Origin of the sequence: Delftia acidovorans NBRC 14950, assembly GCF_001598795.1 — a bacterium.
In the GTDB taxonomy this organism is placed as follows: Bacteria; Pseudomonadota; Gammaproteobacteria; order Burkholderiales; family Burkholderiaceae_C; genus Comamonas; species Comamonas acidovorans.
Genome location: NZ_BCZP01000013.1, coordinates 1 through 19,793, shown reverse-complemented (window position 1 = coordinate 19,793; position 19,793 = coordinate 1). Strand labels below are relative to the sequence as shown.

24 protein-coding genes are annotated in these 19,793 nt (G+C 69.5%); 12 read left to right on the top strand and 12 right to left on the bottom strand.

What is annotated here, in order from left to right; genetic code table 11:
- The first annotated feature begins 10 nt into the window (after nt 1-10).
- From DA1_RS17610 to DA1_RS17595, 4 genes are read left to right on the top strand one after another with little or no spacing between them, the layout of a single operon-like run.
- A complete protein-coding gene (locus DA1_RS17610) occupies nt 11-1,339 on the top strand; it encodes an MFS transporter (RefSeq protein ID WP_034397284.1) in 1,329 nt (442 codons plus the stop codon).
- Entirely contained in the window at nt 1,336-1,896 is a 561-nt protein-coding gene (locus DA1_RS17605; protein ID WP_034397282.1) for a DUF3833 domain-containing protein, read from the top strand. The genes DA1_RS17610 and DA1_RS17605 overlap by 4 nt, the downstream gene beginning before the upstream one ends.
- A gap of 5 nt (nt 1,897-1,901) precedes the next feature.
- Entirely contained in the window at nt 1,902-2,693 is a 792-nt protein-coding gene (locus DA1_RS17600; RefSeq protein ID WP_012207677.1) for an SDR family NAD(P)-dependent oxidoreductase, read from the top strand.
- A 5-nt stretch (nt 2,694-2,698) separates the two neighbouring features.
- On the top strand, nt 2,699-3,139 hold the full coding sequence (locus DA1_RS17595) for a nuclear transport factor 2 family protein (RefSeq protein ID WP_034397280.1): 441 nt from the start codon (nt 2,699-2,701) through the stop codon (nt 3,137-3,139).
- Here DA1_RS17595 and DA1_RS17590 read toward each other — a convergent pair.
- Entirely contained in the window at nt 3,123-4,490 is a 1,368-nt protein-coding gene (locus tag DA1_RS17590) for an aminotransferase-like domain-containing protein (RefSeq protein WP_034397278.1), read from the bottom strand. The genes DA1_RS17595 and DA1_RS17590 overlap by 17 nt on opposite strands.
- A 69-nt stretch (nt 4,491-4,559) precedes the next feature.
- Here DA1_RS17590 and DA1_RS17585 point away from each other — a divergent pair, with 69 nt between their 5' ends.
- From DA1_RS17585 to DA1_RS17575, 3 genes are all read left to right on the top strand, one after another.
- Entirely contained in the window at nt 4,560-4,964 is a 405-nt protein-coding gene (locus DA1_RS17585) for a VOC family protein (protein WP_034397276.1), read from the top strand.
- A 63-nt stretch (nt 4,965-5,027) separates the two neighbouring features.
- Nucleotides 5,028-5,876, top strand: coding sequence for a PhzF family phenazine biosynthesis protein (locus tag DA1_RS17580; RefSeq protein ID WP_034397274.1), 849 nt, complete (start codon nt 5,028-5,030; stop codon nt 5,874-5,876).
- Between the two features lie 22 nt (nt 5,877-5,898).
- On the top strand, nt 5,899-6,459 hold the full coding sequence (locus tag DA1_RS17575; protein WP_034397272.1) for a DinB family protein: 561 nt from the start codon (nt 5,899-5,901) through the stop codon (nt 6,457-6,459).
- On the opposite strand, the gene DA1_RS17570 is transcribed toward DA1_RS17575, so the two are convergent.
- From DA1_RS17570 to DA1_RS17530, 9 genes are all read right to left on the bottom strand, one after another.
- Complete coding sequence (locus DA1_RS17570; RefSeq protein WP_034397270.1) at nt 6,429-7,187, bottom strand: glycosyltransferase family 2 protein; 759 nt, start codon at nt 7,185-7,187, stop codon at nt 6,429-6,431. The genes DA1_RS17575 and DA1_RS17570 overlap by 31 nt on opposite strands.
- Nucleotides 7,184-7,792 (bottom strand): class I SAM-dependent methyltransferase, encoded by a 609-nt coding sequence (locus DA1_RS17565; RefSeq protein ID WP_034397268.1) that lies wholly within the window; start codon nt 7,790-7,792, stop codon nt 7,184-7,186. The genes DA1_RS17570 and DA1_RS17565 overlap by 4 nt, the downstream gene beginning before the upstream one ends.
- Nucleotides 7,789-8,547, bottom strand: a complete 759-nt coding sequence (locus DA1_RS17560) for a PIG-L deacetylase family protein (RefSeq protein WP_034397266.1) — start codon at nt 8,545-8,547, stop codon at nt 7,789-7,791. Before DA1_RS17560 ends, DA1_RS17565 begins: the two co-directional genes overlap by 4 nt.
- A complete protein-coding gene (locus DA1_RS17555) occupies nt 8,535-9,623 on the bottom strand; it encodes an acyl-CoA dehydrogenase family protein (protein WP_034397264.1) in 1,089 nt (362 codons plus the stop codon). The genes DA1_RS17560 and DA1_RS17555 overlap by 13 nt, the downstream gene beginning before the upstream one ends.
- A 111-nt stretch (nt 9,624-9,734) precedes the next feature.
- A complete protein-coding gene (locus DA1_RS17550) occupies nt 9,735-11,258 on the bottom strand; it encodes an alpha,alpha-trehalose-phosphate synthase (UDP-forming) (protein ID WP_034399012.1) in 1,524 nt (507 codons plus the stop codon).
- Nucleotides 11,255-12,010: a trehalose-phosphatase gene (gene otsB / locus DA1_RS17545; RefSeq protein ID WP_230590945.1), complete on the bottom strand. Its 756-nt coding sequence runs from the start codon at nt 12,008-12,010 to the stop codon at nt 11,255-11,257. Before otsB ends, DA1_RS17550 begins: the two co-directional genes overlap by 4 nt.
- A gap of 115 nt (nt 12,011-12,125) precedes the next feature.
- Entirely contained in the window at nt 12,126-12,359 is a 234-nt protein-coding gene (locus DA1_RS17540; protein ID WP_013800488.1) for a hypothetical protein, read from the bottom strand.
- 44 nt (nt 12,360-12,403) lie between these two features.
- Nucleotides 12,404-12,604, bottom strand: a complete 201-nt coding sequence (locus DA1_RS17535; RefSeq protein WP_230590944.1) for a low affinity iron permease family protein — start codon at nt 12,602-12,604, stop codon at nt 12,404-12,406.
- Nucleotides 12,605-12,928, bottom strand: a complete 324-nt coding sequence (locus tag DA1_RS17530; protein ID WP_013800490.1) for a hypothetical protein — start codon at nt 12,926-12,928, stop codon at nt 12,605-12,607. It abuts the gene before it with no gap.
- A 271-nt stretch (nt 12,929-13,199) separates the two neighbouring features.
- On the opposite strand from DA1_RS17530, the gene DA1_RS17525 reads away from it, so the two are divergent.
- Complete coding sequence (locus DA1_RS17525; protein WP_013800491.1) at nt 13,200-13,406, top strand: hypothetical protein; 207 nt, start codon at nt 13,200-13,202, stop codon at nt 13,404-13,406.
- 64 nt (nt 13,407-13,470) lie between these two features.
- On the opposite strand, the gene DA1_RS17520 is transcribed toward DA1_RS17525, so the two are convergent.
- A complete protein-coding gene (locus tag DA1_RS17520; protein ID WP_034399005.1) occupies nt 13,471-13,821 on the bottom strand; it encodes a hypothetical protein in 351 nt (116 codons plus the stop codon).
- A gap of 332 nt (nt 13,822-14,153) precedes the next feature.
- Here DA1_RS17520 and DA1_RS17515 point away from each other — a divergent pair, with 332 nt between their 5' ends.
- Entirely contained in the window at nt 14,154-15,119 is a 966-nt protein-coding gene (locus DA1_RS17515; protein ID WP_034397259.1) for a ferritin-like domain-containing protein, read from the top strand.
- A gap of 36 nt (nt 15,120-15,155) precedes the next feature.
- Here DA1_RS17515 and DA1_RS17510 read toward each other — a convergent pair whose 3' ends face one another.
- Entirely contained in the window at nt 15,156-16,568 is a 1,413-nt protein-coding gene (locus DA1_RS17510) for a short-chain fatty acyl-CoA regulator family protein (RefSeq protein WP_034397257.1), read from the bottom strand.
- Nucleotides 16,569-16,685: 117 nt separating this feature from the next.
- On the opposite strand from DA1_RS17510, the gene DA1_RS17505 reads away from it, so the two are divergent.
- The 3 genes from DA1_RS17505 to acnA all read left to right on the top strand — a co-directional run.
- Nucleotides 16,686-17,084, top strand: a complete 399-nt coding sequence (locus DA1_RS17505) for an acyl-CoA thioesterase (RefSeq protein WP_034397255.1) — start codon at nt 16,686-16,688, stop codon at nt 17,082-17,084.
- On the top strand, nt 17,081-18,268 hold the full coding sequence (gene prpC, locus DA1_RS17500) for a bifunctional 2-methylcitrate synthase/citrate synthase (RefSeq protein WP_034397254.1): 1,188 nt from the start codon (nt 17,081-17,083) through the stop codon (nt 18,266-18,268). Before DA1_RS17505 ends, prpC begins: the two co-directional genes overlap by 4 nt.
- Before the next feature lie 61 nt (nt 18,269-18,329).
- A partial coding sequence (gene acnA / locus DA1_RS17495) for an aconitate hydratase AcnA (RefSeq protein ID WP_155737655.1) occupies nt 18,330-19,793 on the top strand: 1,464 nt, incomplete at its 3' end.

The following is a 19,793-nucleotide window of genomic DNA, read 5'->3' as shown; positions in this document are numbered from 1 at the left end:
GGACCATGCCATGACCTCCGTCCCGGCCCCCGCTCCTGCCCCCGTGCTGCCCTGGCGCACAGGGCTGGCCTATGGCGGGCTGGCCGCGCCGCTGGCCTTTGTGTCCCTGCCCCTGTATGTGAACCTGCCCTACCACTACGCCAGCGTGGCCGGCGCGCCGCTGGCCGGGCTGGGCGCCGTGCTGCTGGCCACGCGGGCGCTCGATGCCGTGGTCGATCCGGCAATTGGCCGCCAGGCCGACAGGCTGCTGCGCGGCGGTGTGCGGCCGGCCTGGCGTGCGGCTGCGCTGGGCAGCCTGCTGATGGTGCTGGGTTTCGGGGCGCTGTGGCATCCGCCGCGCGGCTCCGAGGCCGCCATGCTGGGCTGGCTGGCCGGCAGCCTGCTGGTGTGCACGCTGGCCTACAGCTTCGTCACCATCCTCCACCAGGCCTGGGGCACCCGCTGGGGCGGGCAGCCCGCCTGGCGTGCCCGTGTGACGGCCTGGCGCGAGGGCGCCACGCTGGCGGGCGTGCTGCTGGCCAGCGTGCTGCCGGCCTTGATGGGCCTTGACGCCACCAGCGCCGTGCTTGCGCTGGGCCTGGCGCTGGGGCTGATGGGGCTGTACCGGCTCCGGGCGCCCGTGGCTCCTGTGCCCCATGTGTCCTCTGCGCCGCGCATGCCGCAAGCGGAGTCCCCGGCCTCGGCCGCCCTGGCCTCTTCCACTTCTCCATGGGCGGATGCCGGGTTTCGCCGGCTGCTGGCCATCTTCATGCTCAATGGCGTGGCCGCGGCCGTTCCCGCCACCTTGCTGCCCTTCTTTGTGGCCGACAGGCTGCAGGCGCCTGCACTGCAGCCCCTGCTGCTGCTGTGCTTCTTTGGCGCGGCGGCCCTGGGCCTGCCGCTGTGGGTGAAGGCCGTCTCGCGCTGGGGCCTGGCGCCCAGCTGGCGCGCGGGCATGCTGGCCAGCGTGCTGGCCTTCGGCTTCACGCCCTGGCTGGGCGCGGGCGATGCCATGGCCTTTGCCGTGATCTGCCTGGCCAGCGGGCTGGCCCTGGGCGCGGACCTGGCCTTACCGGGCGCACTGCTCACGGGCGTGATCCACGAGTCCGGCCAGGGCGGCCGGGGCGAGGGCCGCTACCTGGGCTGGTGGACCTGCGCCACCAAGCTCAACCTGGCCCTGGCTGCGGGCCTGGCCCTGCCCCTGCTGTCCGCCGCGGGCTACCGCAGCGGCGGCACCGACCCGGCCGGGCTGCAGGCGCTGGCCTGGGCCTATGGCGGGCTGCCCTGCCTGCTCAAGCTGGCGGCGGCGCTGCTGCTTTGGCGCGCCGAGCGATTGCATTCTTCCTGGAGTCACACATGAGCCACATCACCCACTCCACTTCGTTTTCGCCGCTGCGGCGCGTCTGCCTGGGGGCGGCCTTGGCACTGTCCCTTGCGGGCTGTGCCGGGCCTTCGGTCCAGGACTACGCCAAGGAGCAGCCGCAGCTGGACCTGCGCCAGTATTTCAACGGGCCGCTGACGGCGCACGGCATGTTCACGGACCGATCGGGCAAGGTGGTCAAGCGATTCACCGTGCGCATGACGGGCCGCTGGAATGGCGACGAGGGCTCCCTGGAGGAGCACTTCGTCTACAGCGACGGCAGCACGCAGGAGCGGGTCTGGCATATCCGCCACCTGGGCGAGGGCCGCTACAGCGGCCGGGCCGACGACGTGGTGGGCGAGGCCCAGGGCCAGAGCGCGGGCAATGCCATCCGCTGGAGCTATGTGCTGGCCCTGCCCGTGAATGGGCGGGTCTGGAACGTCCACATGGATGACTGGATGTACCTCATGGACGGGCGCACCCTGCTCAACCGCACGGCCATGAGCAAGCTCGGCGTGCACCTGGGCGATGTGACGCTGTCCTTTGTCAAGGAGTGATGGCCATGCCGCTGTTCTCGCGCGGGCTGAACCCGCTGCTGGCTGACTGGAAGGGACGCTCGGCATGGGTGGTGGGCGCCTCCTCGGGCATAGGGCGTGCCACGGCCGAGGCGCTGCACCGGCAGGGCGCCCGGGTGATCGTCTCCGCACGGCATGGCGGCGCGCTGCAGGACTTCGTGCGCGGCCGCGAGGGCTGCCTGGCCCTGCCGCTGGACGTGACCGATGCCGCCGCCGTGGATGCGGCCGCCCAGGCCGTGCTGGCCCACGCGGGCGGGGCACCCGACCTGATCCTCTACTGCGCAGGCCACTACCGGCCCCTGCGCGCCACCGAGTTCGACCTGGCCGAGATGCAGCACCACCTGGCCGTGAACTATGGCGGCGTGCTGCACCTGCTCGATGCCGCGCTGCCCATGCTGCTCAAGGCTGGCCGGGGCCATCTGGCCCTGGTCGGCTCGGTGGCCGGCTACCGTGGGCTGCCCATGTCCCTGGCCTACGGCCCCACCAAGGCGGCGCTCAACAACCTGGCGGAAAACCTCTATCTGGACCTGCATGGCCTGGGCCTGGGCGTGTCCATCATCAATCCCGGCTTTGTCGATACGCCGCTGACGGCGCAAAACAGCTTCAGCATGCCGGCCCTGATCGGCGCCGACGAGGCGGCCCGGCATATGCTGCAGGGCTGGGCGCAGGGGCGTTTTGAGATGAATTTCCCGCGCCGCTTCACGCGCTGGGTGCGCCTGCTGCGCTGCCTGCCCGACGCCTGGTATTTCTCTGCGGTCCGCCGCTTCACCGGAGCATGAAACCCATGAGCAGCGGCATATCCGATCCGCGACTGGCCCGCTTGGCCCAGGCCTACGAGGCCCTGCGCCGCGACAACCTGCCGGCGCTGCTGTCCCTGTATGCCGAGCAGGCCCTGTTCAAGGACCCGTTCAACGAGGTGCGCGGCCACGCCGCGATCGAGCGCGTGTTTTCCCACATGTTCGAGCAGCTCGACCGGCCCCGCTTCGCCGTCAGCCACGGCGCGGTGCAGGGCGACAGCGGTTTTCTGCTGTGGGAGCTGGGCTTTGTGCGGGCATCCGGCCAGCCCATGCACATCTGCGGCACCAGCTACCTGCAGTTCGATGGCGACGGGCTGGTGGCGACGCACCGGGATTTCTGGGACCCGGTGGAGGAAATCTTCGCCAAGGTCCCCGTGCTGGGCGCCGTGGCCAGGGCGCTGCAGCACAAGCTCAGGGCGCCGCAGTAAGCAGCCGGGCCAACTGCGCCAGGGCGCCGTCCAGCGCGTCGAAACGCGGCGCACCCAGGCAGATGCGCAGCCCGCTGGCCTGCTCCTGCGGGTCCACCATGAGCGAGCCCGGATCGGTCAGCTTCAAACCCAGCGCCGCTGCGGCCGATACCAGGCGGTCGGCGGCTTCGCGCTCCATGGGCAGCCAGGCGTTGTAGGCCTCGGGGTGCAGCACCAGGCCGGAGCCACTCAGGTGTGAGGCGAGGTGTGATGCGGCCAGCCGGCAGCGCCGCTGTGCCTCATGGCGCAGGTCGGCCTGCAGGGAAGCGACCACGCCGTGCGACAGCCATTCATCGATCACGGCGCAGGAGAGGGCCGAAGGCGCCATGGACATCTCCTGCACAAGCTCCACAGCCGCGCCGCACAGCGAAGCGGGCAGCACCAGCATGCCCACCTGCAGCCCCGGTCCCAGGGACTTGGACAGCCCGTTCACATGCAGCGTGATTTCGGGCGCCAGCGTGGCCAGATGGGCCAAGGGTGCGTGATCGGGCAAGCAGGCGGCATACACGCCGTCTTCGATGATCCAGGCGCCTGCGCTGCGGCAGATGTCCACGATCGCCTGCCTGCGCTCCGCGCCCATGGTGGCCGTGGTCGGGTTGTGCAGCGTGGGGGTGAGGTAGACCACCTTGCCTTCGGCGGCGGGAATGCCCTCCAGCGCATCGGCCAGCGCCTGCGGCAGCAGGCCCTGAGTGTCGATGGCCAGGCCCTGCAGGGCCCAGCCCTTGCGCCGGGCCAGGGCAATGGCGCCGGGGTAGGTGATGCGCTCGGTCAGCAGCCGGCCCCGGGGCTGGCAGACCAGGTCAAGGGCCAGCGACAGCGCCTGGCGCGCGCTGCTGGTCAGCACCATGTGGTCGGGTTCCACGTTCAGGCCCAGCGTCTGCAGCCAGCGCGCGAGCACGCGGCGATGCTCCGGATGTCCGCCCGGCGGCGCGTAGGAATTGAAGTGATCGGCATCGATGCGGCGCGCAATGGCGGTCAGCGTGCGCGCCAGCATGCGTTCGCTGATGGCGGCCGGCGGCGCGTTGGAAGACAGGTCGATGTCCTCGCCAGCCTGCGCCTGCTGTGACGCCACGAAGGTGCCCCGGCCCTTGACGCTGCGTGTCAGCCCCCGGCGCTCCAGCAGCGCATAGGCCCTGGTCACCGAGCCCAGGCCGATCTGCAGCCTGTCGGCCAGGTCTCTGTGGGCGGGGAGGCGGTCGCCGCCGGCCAGCTGGCCTTCGACGATGTCGTCGGCCAGGGCGCGCGCCAGCCGCTCGGCGGCACTGGCTTCAATGCGCGCAAGACGGGGCGTCCAGGGGGAGGGCAGGAGCATGGTCGGGGCAAGGAAAAAATGAGTGTGCCGTGACACTATTTCATTTGTCGATAGTGTAACGTTCACTCCATGTTCAGCCACATCACCGTCGGCGCCCGTGATCTCGAGCGGGCCGGCCGCTTCTATGACGCGGTGCTTTTCCCGCTGGGACTGCAGCGCCGCGCCGTCCAGCCCGATGGCGGGCCGGCCGCGCTGTGCTGGGTGGCGCCGCCGGCGGCCTTGCCGCGCTTTTATGTCTACAGCCCCTTCAACGGCGAGCCGGCCACGGCGGGCAATGGCGCCATGGTGGCCTTTGTGGCCCCGTCGCCCGACGCGGTGGACGCGGCCCATGCCGCCGGCCTGGCCCGGGGCGGCAGCGACGAAGGCCCGCCCGGCCCGCGCCCGCATTACGGCGATGGCTACTACGGCGCCTACCTGCGCGATCCCGACGGCAACAAGGTCCATGTGTTGCATCGCGCCGATGTGCGGCCGTAGCGCTGCACGGGCCCGCCGCCCGTTTCCCTTTCTTTTCCTTTCCATGCAACAAGGACCGTCTTCATGAGCATTGCCGTTCATATGGTCGACGTTTTCGCCAGCGGCCCGCTGTCTGGCAATCCGCTGGCCGTGATCACCGGTGGGCAGGCGCTGACCACTGCACAGATGCAGCAGCTGACGCGCTGGTTCAACCTCTCCGAAACCGCGTTCCTGCTGCCGCCCACGCAGGCGCAGGCCGACTACCGCGTGAGGATTTTCACGCTGGACCGGGAGATGCCTTTTGCCGGCCATCCCACGCTGGGCAGCTGCCATGCCTGGCTGTCCCAGCGCGGTGCGCCCAAGAACGCAGGCCACATCGTCCAGGAGTGCGGGGCGGGACTGGTGCAGATACGGCAGGAGCATGGGCGGCTGGCATTCGCCGCGCCGCCCATGCTGCGCTTTGGCGCGCCCACCGCCGATGAGCTGGATGCCGCGCTGCGCATGCTGGGCATCACTGCCGAAGAGGTGCAGGGCGCCTCGTGGATAGACAACGGCCCCGGCTGGCTGGGCATCCGCCTGGCCTCGGCCGAGAAGGTGCTGGCGCTGAACCCGGCCCGGCAGTGGCCCACGCGCATGGACGTGGGCGTGGTGGGACCCTATGCCAGCGGTGCCAGCCCTGCCGCCTGCGAGGTGCGCGCCTTCTTCTCCGATCACCAGGGCGCCATCGTCGAAGACCCCGTCACCGGCAGCCTCAACGCCTCGCTGGCGCAGTGGCTGTTTGCGACGGGGGTGATGGACAGCGACTATGTTGCCGCCCAGGGCCGCTGTCTGGGCCGTGACGGCCGCATCTTCCTGACCCGTGACGGCACGGGCCAGGTCTGGGTGGGCGGCACTGCGCGCACCCATGTCGAAGGCGCACTGAGCGGCCTTTGATCCACACCGAAAGAAACCACGAATGACAGCGATCCAAGAGAGCCCGCGCGCTCCCGTCTCATCGGCCAGGGCCAACCTGAAAATGCTGGTGCGCTACAAGGCCTGGGCCAACGGCCTGACCTTCAAGAGCGTGATGGAGCTGCCCGAAGGCGAGGCCCTGAAGCAGCGCCCCACGAGCTTCGGCAACATGGTGCGCACGCTGAACCACGTCCTTGTGGTGGAGGACATCTTCAGGCACCACCTGCAGGGCCGCAAACATGGCTACACGATGCGCAACACCGACCACACGCCCACGCTGCAGGCGCTGTGGGAATCCGTGCAGGCAATGGACCGCTGGTATGTGGAGTTCGTCGACGCATGCCCGGACGAAGACCTGGCGAAGGTCGTGCACTTCGAGTTCGTGGGCGGCGGGCAGGGCGCCATGACGCGCGAGCAGATCGTGCTGCACGTGGTGAACCACGGCAGCTACCACCGTGGTTTTGTCAGCGACATGATGTACCAGGTGCCCTTCGTGCCGCCGGCCAACGACCTGCCGGTGTTCCTCAGGGACTGCTACCGCGTGGACGAGCCGGCCTGCGGTTGAGGCAGGGCCAGGGCCTGCTGCGCCAGGGCGCCCTGGAGCACGGGCAGCTCAGGCGGCGTGTTGCCGGGCAGGGCCCATCCCTGGCGCAGCGCACCGGCAAAACCGTCGGCCACACGCGAGTAGGCGCGGCCGCTGGTCATCACCCGGGGCCGGGCCGACCAGGCGATGCGGGCGCCGCCGGCCGCCAGGCGGTCCACCAGGTCCTGGTCCTCGCCGCAGGTGCGTGCGTCGAACCCGCCGGCCTGGCGGTAGTGCCAGGCTGAGATGCCCAGGTTGGCGCCGTGCACGTGGCGGTGGCCGTCGCGGTCCGTGTAGGTGGTCTCGAAGTGCCGCCGCGCCGTGTCCGCCTGGACGCCGTGGGCCGACCAGTCGGCCACTTGCACCGTGCCGCAGACCACGTCGGACTGAAGCGCCAGCTGGTCTGCCAGCCAACTCTGGGAGACCGTGGTGTCGGCATCCGTGAAGGCCAGCCAGCGGGCGCCCAGCAGCAGCAGGTACTCCGACCCCAGCGCGCGGGCCTTGCCCACGTTGCGCGCGGCAATCGGCAACGGGATGGCGGGCCAGCGGCGCACGGCCGATTCGGTGGCGTCCTGGCAGCTGTCCAGCACCACGACGACGGCCACGGTCTCGCCTTGCAGGTCGGCATGGGCGGCCGCGCCAAACACGCTGTCCAGGCAGCGGCCTATGAGGTCTTCCTCGTCATGGGCTGGGATGCACACGCCGATCATCTGTACGTCCTTTCAGGGGTTTTCTGCCAGATGTCCAGCTGGAAATCCGGCTCTCTGTGGCTCAGCAGCAAGTGCAGCTGCGCATGGGCCGACACGCTGTCATGCAGGGTGCGAGTGGTCTGCAGGTGATCGTGCGCCCCATGCCGCCAGTGGCACATGAGCCAGTGCCCGCCGCCCTGCAGCGAGGCCAGGCACTGGCGGTTGAAATGCGCCAGTGCCGCGTCGTCGAAGTAGTAGGCGAGCTCCGAGACCACGATGAGATCGAAGCCTTGCTGCGGCATCTGTGGCACCTGGGGCCATTGCCAGGGCAGGGGCAGGGCCTGCAGGTCCAGGCGGGCGCGGTCCTGCGGCGCAATCCGCTGGCGGCACAGCTGCACGGCCATGTCCGAGAAATCGACGGCGCACAGCCGGTCGCAGCGCTGCAGCAGGCGCTGCGTGGCCTCGCCATTGCCGCAGCCGGGCTCGAAGCCGTGGGCATAGCGCTCGCGCGGCAGGGCGGCCAGCAGCAGATCGCGCTTGCGCCGCTCGTACCAGCGCGATGCGACCTGCCAGGGGTCGGGGTCGGCCTGGTACATCTGCTCGAAGTGTTGCCTGGCGCCGTTCATAGAAACACCACTTCAAACGGACGCAGCAGGCGCTGCGTGGCCCAGGACGGCAGGACGGCGTCGCGGCCCGTGGACGGGTCTGGCAGCAGCTGGCTGCGAAAGCACGACAGGGCCTTGCGCTTGAGCGCCAGCTCCTGCGGTGCCAGCGCAATGGCGGCGGCGCGGTGCCAGGGCACGCGCGTGTCGCCGGGCTCGGCCCAGTGCCAGGCCCAGATCGGCAGCTCGAAGAGCCGGCAGCCCGTGTGCCGGGCCGCCGTGGCGCAGGCCTGTCCCGTGGCCTCGTGGTCCGGGTGACCGTCTTCGCGCCAGGTGCACAGCAGCGCGTCCGAGGGCTGCAGCAACTGCTCCAGCCGCTGCAGCAACTGCGCGGCATGCTCGGCGATATGGCCGTCGGGCAGGCCCAGCCGCAGCACCAGCGCCTGCGGCGCAAGCAGGGCCAGGGCCTGAGTGCTTTCCTGCACGCGCTCGCGCACCAGACGCTGCGGCGGCCACAGCGTCGAGTCGGGGTGGCTGGCTCCGCCATCGGTCACGGAGACGATGAGGCAGGGCATGCCCCGCTCGGCACAGCGGTGCAGCAGGCCGGCGCAGCCCAGGATCTCGTCATCGGGGTGCGGCGCGACGATGACGGCGCGGCGCCGGCCGTCCAGCAGGTCGTCCATGGATACCTGCGCTGGCCGGCGTTGCGCAAACCAGGCCTGCCAGCGCGATTCGGGCGTGCCCCGGCCCTCGATGAGGCGCGGCTTCACAGCATCCATGCCGCGCCTCCCGGTGCCTGCGAGGCCTGTGCCTTCTCGGCCAGCAGGCGGCCCAGCGCGGCCTGGTCGCGCTCGGCATGGCTTTGGCGGATGAAGACGGGCAGGTCGGCCATCAGCTGCGCCAGACCCCTGTTCTTGCACAGCGGGCCCGGTCCGATGGCGCGCGGCACGCGCCGCAGCACCTCTTCGGCGGCGGCTTCCACGGCCAGGCGGGCGCGGCTCACGGCCAGCAGGCAGGGGTCCGATGGCGTGGCATCGATGCAGGCCGCAGCGTCGCGCAGCAGGCCGGCCGCGCTGGCCAGGGCCACGTCCAGCGCGCCCAGGTGGGCCTGGCGGTGCGGGTCCTCGCCTTGACTGACGGCCTGCTGCAGATGGCTGGCGATGCGCGCTGCCGCGCCATGCCAGCAGGCCGCAACGCCTGCGCCGCCATGGTGAAAGCCGGGGCGGCTCAGGTACTGGCCCGGGGCCCCGACCAGCACGCCGGTGGCGCCGTCGAAGTGCACATCGGCGCTGGCGCTGGCGGCCATGCCCACGGCCTGCCAGTGGCTGTCGTCCCTGCGGATGCCGGGCTGGTCCATGGTGACGGCGATCAGGCAGCGCTGGCCGTCTGCCAGCCAGCCGCTGACCAGGGCACGGTCCACGGCACGGGCGCCGGAGCACCAGGGCTTGTGGCCGGACAGGCGAACCGCCGAGCCTGCCTGCAGCGTCGTGCGTTGCGTGGCGTCGGGAGATGCCGCCGTGGCCTGCACGCGCTCGCCCGGCGGCTCGGCGCACCAGACGGCCCAGCGCAGTCCTTCGGTGGCCAGGTCGGCCTGCAGTTCGGACAGGATGGCCAGGGCGTCGGTATGGCCTTCATAGAGCTTGGCCAGGCCCAGGCTGTGGGCAGCCACTTCGGCCAGTGCTCGCCAGCGCTGCAGCGTGTGACCATGGCCCGGCAGCGGCAGGCGGTCGGCGCCCTGCGCTACCAGCAGGGCCAATTGGTCCGCCGGCGACATGTCCGCATGGCCGCGCAAGGCTTGGGCCAGCGTGTCGCTGCATGTCCACGCATTGGCGTGCTCGTCGTTGTGCTGGGCCATCACCGCTCACCTTCCTTTTTCGTGCCTTGCGCAGCCTGGAAAATGGGGGAAACGCCAGGCGATGCCATGGTGCCGGGAGGATGAACGCGGCGCCGCAGGAGCAGGAAGGCATTACCTGTCGGAGACCACCGACCGGCAGGTGCCCCGTTCCACGCCGTCGGCAGGGCAGGCAGCCAGTTCCAGGCGCAGCGGTGCCTGCTCCTGCCTGATCGAGGGAACGGGAATGCCGAAGCCTTCCCTTTCCCTGTGCTCCATCGGCCTGGCCTCTTTCAAGGCAGACAGAAAGGCCTTGCGCCACCAGTGCACGTCCTGCTCGGCAATGCGCTGCAGCAGCCGCTGATGCCGCTGGCGCCTTTCCTGCAGCGGCATCTGCAGGGCCTGCTGCACCACGGCGGCCGTGCCGTGCACGTCGTAGGGATTGACCAGCAGCGCCTCCTGCAGCTGCTCGGCAGCGCCCGCAAACCGCGACAGCACCAGCACGCCCGGGTCGGCCGGGTCCTGGGCCGCCACGTACTCCTTGGCCACGAGGTTCATGCCGTCGCGCAGCGGGGTGACCAGGCCCACGGCCGCCGCGCGGCACAGGCCCGGAATGCCCTCGCGCGGCAGGGTCTGGTGGATGTAGCGCACGGGCATCCAGTCCAGTTCGCCGTAGTCGCCGTTGATGGCGCCACACAGCGATTCGAGTTCACGCCGTATGTCGGCATACGCGTCCAGGCCCTCGCGCGTGGGCGAGCCGATCTGGATCAGCGTGGCGCGGCGGCGCTGCTCGGGATGACGGGCCAGCAGCTCCCGGAAGGCGCGCAGGCGCTGCGGCAGGCCCTTGGAGTAGTCCAGCCGGTCTATGCCCAGCAGCAGGCGGCGCTGGGCGTATTCGTGCTTCATGCGCTCGTGCATGTCGCGCGAGGCGCCGCCCTGTGCAAGCGCCATGAAACCTTCCACATCGATGCCTATGGGGAAGTCGCGGCAGACCAGGCGCTGGCCATGGGCGCGGAATGCGCCTTCGCCCAGGGCCTGGCCGCCCGCCTCCTCGCAGACATAGCGCTCGAAGTGCTGCACGTCCTGGCGGGTCTGCAGGCCCACGAGGTCATAGGCGAACAGGCAGCGCATCAGCCATGCATGCTCGGGAATGGCCGCCAGCAGGGTCGGCGGGGGCAATGGGATGTGCAGGAAAAAGCCGATGCGCTGGCGGCAGCCCAGGGCGCGCAGCTCGGCCGCCAGCGGGATCAGGTGGTAGTCATGCACCCAGAGGATGTCGTCCTCCGCCAGCAGGGGCAGCAGCCGGCGCGCAAGCAGCTGGTTCACGCGGCGGTAGCCGGCCGCAAGGCCCGTGTCGAAGTTCGCCAGGTCCAGCCGGCCATGGAAGACGGGCCACAGCACGCCGTTGCTGTAGCCCGCGTAGTAGCTGTCGTGGTCCGCACGGTCCAGGTCCACGGTGGCCAGCGTGACCTTGCCTGCCTGGGTCCGGTGCACATGTCCGGCAGGGGCGGCGGCGTGGCCATCGGTGACCGTGCCGCTCCAGCCGAACCACAGGCCGCCGGTCTGCCGCAACGCATCGCCCATGGCAACGGCCAGGCCGCCTGCGGCTGCCTTGCCCGGGTCGGCCACGCGGTTGGAGATCACCACCAGCCGGCTCATGGCAGGGCCTCCGCGCAGGTCTGCGCCGCCAGGTGCATGCATGCGCACTGCAGCCAGGCGTGGACGGCCTGCGGGCTGTCCAGCCGGTGGCGTGCCCTGCTTGCGCCTTCGCCCACCTTGATCGCCATGCCGCCGTGCGCCTGCACCACGGCAAAGCCGCTCTCGTCTGTGACATCGTCACCGGCAAAAACGGGGGTGCGTCCGGCGAACGGCTCTTCGCGCAGAAAGGCCGCAATGGCGTGGCCCTTGTCCACGCCCGCGGGCCTGACCTCCAGCACGCATTTGCCTTGCAGCAGCTCCAGACCGGGCAGGTGCCGCAGTACGCGGCTCAACGTATCCAGGCACAGCGCCGCCAGCTCTGGCGCACGCCGGTAGTGCAGTGCGACCGAGGAGCGCTTGCGCTCCACCAGCAGGCGGGGATGATCGGCCGCCAGGGCATTGCACAACTGCAGCACAGTCTCTGGCAGAGCCAATGGCTGCGGGTGCAGGCGGCCTGCGGCATCCCGCCGCTGCAGGCCATGCTCGCAGGCGGCGGGCAGATGCAGCGGCGCCAGAAAGTGGTCCAGCACCTCGACCTGCCGCCCCGTGACGATGGCCAGCGCGCCCCCCAGCAGGCCTTGCAGCCTGGCCAGCATGGGGATCAGTGCGGGGTCTGGCGCAATGGCGTCCGGGGTCTCGGCCAGCGGCACAAGCGTGCCGTCGAAGTCGAGGAACAGGGCGAATCTGCGGGCGGGGAGTGGGGGTGTTTCCATGGAAAGACCACGGTACCGAGTGCCAGGTTCACCGACCGTCAGCCGACGGCTTGTGCGCGGATCGGCCATGCGCCAGCACCGGGCCATAGGGAGGGAGGCGGCCTGCATGGCGCGTTCAACGCTCGGCCTTGATGGAGCCGCGGATGTTGGTGATTGCCAGGCAGGCCTGCAGCGTCACCAGCGCCCAGGCGCCGGAGGACCATCCCCACAGTGCCCACAGCACATTGCTGAGCATCAGGATCCAGAAGCCCACATTGCGCCGCCCGGCGGAACGCGAGCCCACCCACCATGCGCCGATGAGGGAGGCCGCAAAGGCAGGCCACTGGAGCCAATCGGGAATGTCGGGAATGTCGGGCATGGGGTTCTACCTGGATGGAGGGCAGGCAGGCCGCCTCAGTTGCCGGGCCGTGCCGGGTCGTCCTCGTCGATGGAGTGGCATTCCTTGCAGGCTCCGCTTTCGCGCGCGCGGGCGGCCAGGTTGACGTAGAAGGCTGCCACTTGCTGCAGCTGCTCCTCGTCCAGCCCCTCGATGCCGATCATGCGGTTGCTGGCAATCTTGTTGGCTGCCAGCAGTTCGTTGAGCTTCAGGTGCAATCAAGGCTGCTTGCGCACCATCTTCTTGCGCCGCTCGGCATCCAGTCCCGGCGTCTGCCGCATGTCGGTATCCACCTGGCCGGAAACAATGTCGTCATGGGCCTGGCGCATCACCGGATCGGGCGCATCGCTGGTGGCGTCCAGGCTCTGGTCGCGCTCGTGCGGAAGGCGCAGGCCTTGTTCGGATGCGTCGGCTGCATCGGATTCACCGGGCGCATGGGGCGCCTTGCCCACCTGGCCGGGCAGCTTGGTCTGGCCATCGCCCGACGGCTTCGCCTGTGTGGGTGCAGAGGACTTGGATGCGGATGGGGTTTTGTCTTTCATGGCGTCTTCCTTTTATTCGCGGGCCTGCGCAGGCGGCGCTTGGGCCATGGTCTCTTCGCCCGTGCGCAGCCGCCGTGGGACCACGCCGAAAGCGCAGGAACGAAAAGATGCCTCGCGCATGAACGCCGTTCTCAGGCACGTCGTTTGCCCTGTGGGAGACGCCCCACGCCGGCGGGCGCCCATGGCCCGCTGCCTGGGCCTTGCGCGCTGCCTAGACTGGAAACCCGGCCCTGCAGCGATGGGGCCCGGCACCCTAGACAAGGAGCGCGATATGAGCAGCGACAGACAGGAGCCCGGCAAGGGCAAGGTGGAGAACGATCACAACCGCCAGGGCGCGAAGCCGCCCACGCAAAGGAACGAAGGCCAGCGAACGCCCGAAAGCCGCCATGACCGCGAGGCCCATGTCGGCAGCGGCAACCAGGCCCAGACGCGCCAGAACAAGGGCGGCGGCCCAGGCGGTGACCGCGGCGCTGGATGAATTGCCGTTTCCTCGCAACAAGGGCACCCTCGGGTGCCCTTTTTTCATGGCGTGCGAGGGCGCATCACCGCCCGTTCTTGCGGTCGCTGGGGCCGTTGGGGTCGGACAGGATTTCGGCGGGCGGCCTGAGGCTGCCGCTGTCCGCGCCCTCGGCCTGCCAGGTGCCGCCTTCGCGCTGCGTGTTGCCGCGCGGGTGGCCCATGTCCGTGCCGTCGTCGAAGTTCAGCGGGCCGTCCTGCGGCATGTCGTCGAAACGGTGCGCCGAGGCCTCGGCGATGGAATCGGCCACATCCTTTTCCGCGCTCAGGTGATCGTTGATGTCCTTGCCTTCGGGCAGGTCGGCGCTGGCGTCTTCGCTGCGGTCGATCTGGGGAGTGTCGCTGCCGGTGGCAGCCGTGTTGTTCGGGGTGCGCATGGTGATCTCCAAGGGGGTCCGGCCACCGTGGCCGGGTCATGGACCAAGCCTGCCTGCGCGGGCTTGCAGCGGGGGTGGGCACAGCACTTTCCTGGAGGTAGGAGCGTGCCGATGCGCTCGGATGCAGTCCGATGCGGGAGGGCCGGCAGGCACGTCGATTGCCCTGTGTTTGCCCTGTGCCGGGGTGCGAAAAATGGCCACAGGGGACTGGCGCGATGTCCGCAAGGGCAGGGCGCTGCGTTCCTACGGCACATGGCCGCAAGCGCGCACGCCGGACGGCCGCCGCGGCCATCAGCATAGGAATCACTTTCAACTGCCAAGGAGCACATTCCATGACGCAATCGAACCCCGCAAACCGTGACCCGCTGTCCGACGCACCCGGCGCGCACCCGGTGGGCACCGGCATAGGCGCAGCAGGCGGCGCCGTCACCGGCGCTGCATTCGGCGCAATGGGTGGCCCCATCGGCGCTGCCGTGGGCGGCGTGGCCGGTGCCGTGGTCGGCGGGCTGGCCGGCAAGGGTGCGGCCGAGGCCGTGAACCCCACGGTTGAAGATGCCTACTGGCGCGATGCCTACCAGAGCGAGCCCTATTACGTGGCTGGCCGCAGCTACGAGGAATATCGCCCCGCCTACGAGCTGGGCTGGAATGCTGCCGCCGCACGCCGCGATGCCGACTTCGATGCCTTCGACGCTGAATGGGAGCGCGAATGGACCACGCGCCGTGGCGCCAGCCATCTGGACTGGGACCAGGCCCGTCCCGCAGCCCGCGCCGCCTGGGCGCGCGCAGGCACCCGTGATGTCCGTGACGAGACGGGCACCATCGTCGCCCCCGCCTATACGGGCGATATCGACAACGACGATGTGGTGGACGTGCTCAACGACCTGCTTGAATCCTGCCGCGATGGCGAGTACGGCTTTCGCACCTCCTCCGAGAACGCCGACTCGCCCGACCTCAAGGCCCTGTTCATGCGCCATTCCACCGAGTGCGGCGCTGCCGCGCGGGAGCTGGAAGCGGAAATCCGCAGGCTCGGCGGAGAGCCGGCATCGGGCGGCACGGTGGCCGGCGCGCTGCACCGGGGCTGGGTGTCCGTGAAGACGGCCCTGACCTCGCAGGACGACAAGGCGGTGCTGGAGGAATGCGAGCGCGGCGAGGACTCCGCCCTCGCCCAGTACCGCAAGGCGCTCAAGCAACCGCTGCCACCGGCCGTGCGCGTGGTGGTGGAGCGCCAGGCACAGGGTGCCCAGCGCAACCACGATGAAGTGCGCGACCTGCGCGACCGTTACCGCAGCGCAGCCTGACCGCGCATCCCGCGCACCGCGCGGGCCACAGCATCGTCAGCCGCCTACGCCATAGGGCGCAAAGCGGCTGGCGTTCTCATCCACATGCAGCGCCTTTCCCACATAGGGAAAGGCGCGCTGCGTGCACTGGTCGCGTTCGCAGACCTTGCAGCCCATGCCGATGGGCGTGGCCGATTCCGGATCGCCCAGGTCCAGCCCCTTGGCATAGACCAGGCGCGCGGCATGGCGTATGTCGCAGCCCAGGCCGATGGAGAAGGTCTTGCGCGGCGAACCATAGCCGCGCTGCCCGTGCGAGACCGAGCGTGCAATCCACAGGTAGCGCCGTCCATCGGGCATGCTGGCCAGCTGGCGCAGCACCTGGTCGGGCTGGCCGAAGGCCTCGTACACCGTCCACAGCGGGCAGGTGCCGCCCGTGCGGCTGAAGTGGAAATGCGTGGCCGACTGGCGCTTGGAGATATTGCCCGCGCGGTCCACGCGAACAAAGAAGAAGGGCACGCCGGGTGCGCCCGGCCGCTGCAGCGTGCTCAGGCGGTGGCAGACGGTTTCAAAGCCCACGCCAAAGCGCTGGCCCAGCAGGTCGATGTCGTATCGCAGCTGCTCGGCCGCCTCCAGGAACAGGTCGTAGGGCAGCAGCAGCGCGCCCGCAAAATAGTTGGCCAGGCCCACGCGGGCCAGCTTGCATGACGCCGGATCGCCCTGGAAGGCGGCGGTGGCGATCAGCCGGTCCAGCGTGTCGCCCATCTCCAGCAAGGCCAGCTGCGTGCCCAGCTGGAAGGCCTGCTGCGCAGGCTCCAGCGCCGAGGACAGCCACAGCGAGCGCGTGGCCGGGTCGAAGCGGCGCTGGCTTTGCCGGGAGTCTTCCGAGCGATGCACCTGCACGCCGTGGCGCTGCTGCAGCCGCCGGACCAGCCAGTCCGCCAGATGGCCCGGGTCCGCGCGCGCCTCGCCGGCCAGGGCCTGGGCCGCGCGGTCCACTTCATCGAAGTAGTTCTGGTGCGCAAAGAAGAAATCGCGCACGGCCTCGAACGGCATGGTGCGCGCCACCGGCATGTCCGAGCGGTCATCGCCCAGCCTGAGCGACATGCTCTCGATGCGCTCCAGGGCTTCCAGATGGCGGCGGTGCAGCGCCATCACCGCACGCCCCAGGGCGGGCATCTGCGCGGCGACTTCCTGCAGCTCGGGCAGGGCAATGGATTCGGGCGCCTCGGCAAGGGCCTCGCGCAGGCCGGCGACCAGGCGCGCTTCCTCGTCCTCCGAGAACTGCTGGATATCGACGCCCAGCGCGCGGTTGAGCTTGAGCAGCACCGACACCGTCAGCGGCCGCTGGTTCTGCTCCAGCTGGTTCAGGTAGCTGGGCGACAGGCCCAGCGCGTGGGCCAGGGCGATCTGGGACAGGCCGTGCTCCGCGCGCAGTTTGCGCAGCTTGACGCCCATGAATGTCTTCTTCATGCCTGTTTCCTCGGGTGGCTGTTATTCGCAGAATTCGCAATATCGCGGGTTTCGTTTCGCAAGAATTCGCCTTTTCAGCCCTATGGCTGAGCCGCTATTTTGCGTAGATTGCGAAGCATGACAACACCTGCTGGAACCGCCGAGCTGCGCGAACTGGTATTGCCCGCGCTGGCCAACCACCACGGCACGCTGTTCGCAGGCCAGGGCCTGCAGCTCATGGCCAAGGCCGCCTTTCTGGCAGCGCGCAGCCTGGCGCAGCGCGAGGTGGTGATGGCAGCCGTCACCGGCATCGACTTCCTGGCGCCCGTGCCCGTGGGCCACGAGATCGTCCTGCGCGGCTGGGTCAGCCGCGTGGGGCGCAGCTCCATGACGGTCTGCGTCACCGCGTCGGCCCAGGCACCGGGCATTGCCTGCGAGCAGGTGCTCAAGGGCCTGTTCGAGATGGTGGCTGTCGATCACAACGGCCTTCCCGCCGCCATTGCCCATTCCTATCTGAACCAGGAGACCCTTCCATGAGTACCACGACCATCGACGCGCCATCTGCGCCAAGTGCACCATCTGCGTCCGCATTCAAGCCCAAGAAATCCGTCGCGCTGTCGGGCGTGACCGCCGGCAACACGGCGCTGTGCACCGTGGGCCGCTCGGGCAACGACCTGCACTATCGCGGCTACGACATCCTGGACATTGCCGAGGTCTGCGAGTTCGAGGAAATCGCCCATCTGCTGGTGCACGGCAAGCTGCCCACGCGCCCCGAACTGCAGGCCTACAAGACCAAATTGCAGGCGCTGCGCGGCCTGCCGGCCAGTGTCAGGCAGGCGCTGGAGCAGCTGCCTGCCGGCGCCCATCCGATGGACGTGATGCGCACCGGCGTCTCGGCCCTGGGCTGCGTGCTGCCCGAAAAGGACGACCACAACCTGGCGGGTGCCCGCGACATTGCCGACCGGCTCATGGCCAGCCTGGGCTCCATGCTGCTGTACTGGTACCACTGGAGCAATTCGGGCCGGCGCATCGAGGTGGAGACCGATGACGACTCCATCGGCGGCCACTTCCTGCACCTGCTGCACGGCCACCGGCCGTCCGAAGGCTGGGTGCGCGCCATGCACACCTCGCTCAACCTCTATGCAGAGCATGAGTTCAACGCCTCCACCTTCACGGCGCGTGTGATCGCGGGCACGGGCAGCGATATGTATTCGTCCATCGCGGGCGCCATCGGCGCACTGCGCGGCCCCAAGCATGGCGGCGCCAACGAGGTGGCCTTCGAGATCCAGAAGCGCTACGACACGCCCGACGAGGCCGAGGCCGACATCCGCCGCCGCGTCGATGCCAAGGAAGTGGTGATCGGCTTCGGCCACCCGGTCTACACCGTCAGCGACCCGCGCAACGTGGTCATCAAGGGCGTGGCCAAGCGCCTGTCCGACGAGGCCGGAACCACCCGCATGTACGACATTGCCGACCGGCTGGAATCGGTGATGTGGGAGGTCAAGAAAATGTTCCCCAACCTGGACTGGTTCAGCGCCGTCAGCTACCACATGATGGGCGTGCCCACGGCCATGTTCACGCCGCTGTTCGTGATCGCGCGCACCAGCGGCTGGGCAGCGCACGTGATCGAGCAGCGCCAGGACAACAAGATCATCCGCCCCAGCGCCAACTACACGGGGCCGGATGACCAGAAGTTCGTGCCCCTCGATGCGCGCGCCTGAGCCGCCGCTGTCCTGAACCTAGGCGGGCGGGCTGCAGGCCCGCCCGCATTGCATCCGCCCCATGAACCACACCCACAAGAAACCCCTGCCCGGCACCACGCTGCACTACATCGACGCCCGCGCCGCCGTCGATGCCCTCTCGCCCGGCGCCTGGGCACGCCTGCCCTACACCGCCCGCGTCCACGCCGAGAACCTCGTGCGCCGCGCCGATCCCGCGCAGTTGGACGGCTACCTGCTGCAGCTGATCCACCGCCTGCGCGACATCGACTTTCCCTGGTACCCCGTGCGCGTGGTCTGCCACGACATCCTGGGCCAGACCGCCCTGGTGGACCTGGCCGGTCTGCGCGACGCCATCGCGGCCGAAGGCGGCGACCCCGCCCAGGTCAATCCCGTCGTTCCCGTGCAGCTCATCGTGGACCACTCTCTGGCCGTGGAGTGCGGCGGCTTCGATCCCGATGCCTTTGCGAAGAACCGCGCCATCGAGGACCGCCGCAACGAGGACCGCTTCCACTTCATCGAGTGGACGAAGAAGGCCTTCGCCAACGTGGATGTGATCCCCGCGGGGAACGGGATCATGCACCAGATCAATCTGGAAAAAATGTCCCCCGTGGTGACCGTGCAGGATGGCCTTGCCTTCCCCGATACCTGCGTGGGCACGGACAGTCACACGCCCCATGTGGATGCCCTGGGCGTGATCGCCGTGGGCGTGGGCGGCCTGGAGGCCGAGAACGTCATGCTGGGCCGCGCCTGCTGGATGCGCCTGCCCGAGATCGTGGGCGTGCGCCTCACGGGCCGGCGCCAGGGCGGCATCACCGCCACCGACATCGTGCTGGCCCTGACCGAATTCCTGCGCCAGCAAAAAGTCGTCGGCGCCTATGTGGAATTCTTTGGCGAGGGCGCCGACAGCCTGAGCATCGGCGACCGCGCCACCATCTCCAACATGTGCCCCGAGTACGGCGCCACGGCGGCCATGTTCTCCATTGATGACCAGACCCTGGCCTACCTGCGCCTGACCGGCCGCGACGAGGCCCAGGTGCGCCTGGTCGAGGCCTATGCGCGCACCGCAGGCTTTTGGAGCGACAGCCTGGCCGATGCCCAGTACGAGCGCCTGCTGCAGTTCGACCTGTCCACCGTGGTGCGCAACATGGCCGGCCCCTCGAATCCGCACCGGCGCCTGCCCACCTCTGCCCTGGCCGAGCGCGGCATTGCCGATGCGGCAAAACTGCAGGCCGCCCGCGCCCAGGAGAGCCAGGGCCTGATGCCCGATGGGGCCGTCATCATTGCCGCCATCACCAGCTGCACCAACACCAGCAACCCGCGCAATGTCATCGCCGCCGCCTTGCTGGCGCGCAATGCCAATCGCCTGGGTCTCACGCGCAAGCCCTGGGTCAAATCCTCGCTGGCGCCGGGCTCCAAGGCCGTTGAGCTGTATCTGAAGGAAGCCGGGCTGCTCAGCGAGTTGGAGCAGCTGGGCTTTGGCATCGTCGCCTTTGCCTGCACCACCTGCAACGGCATGAGCGGCGCA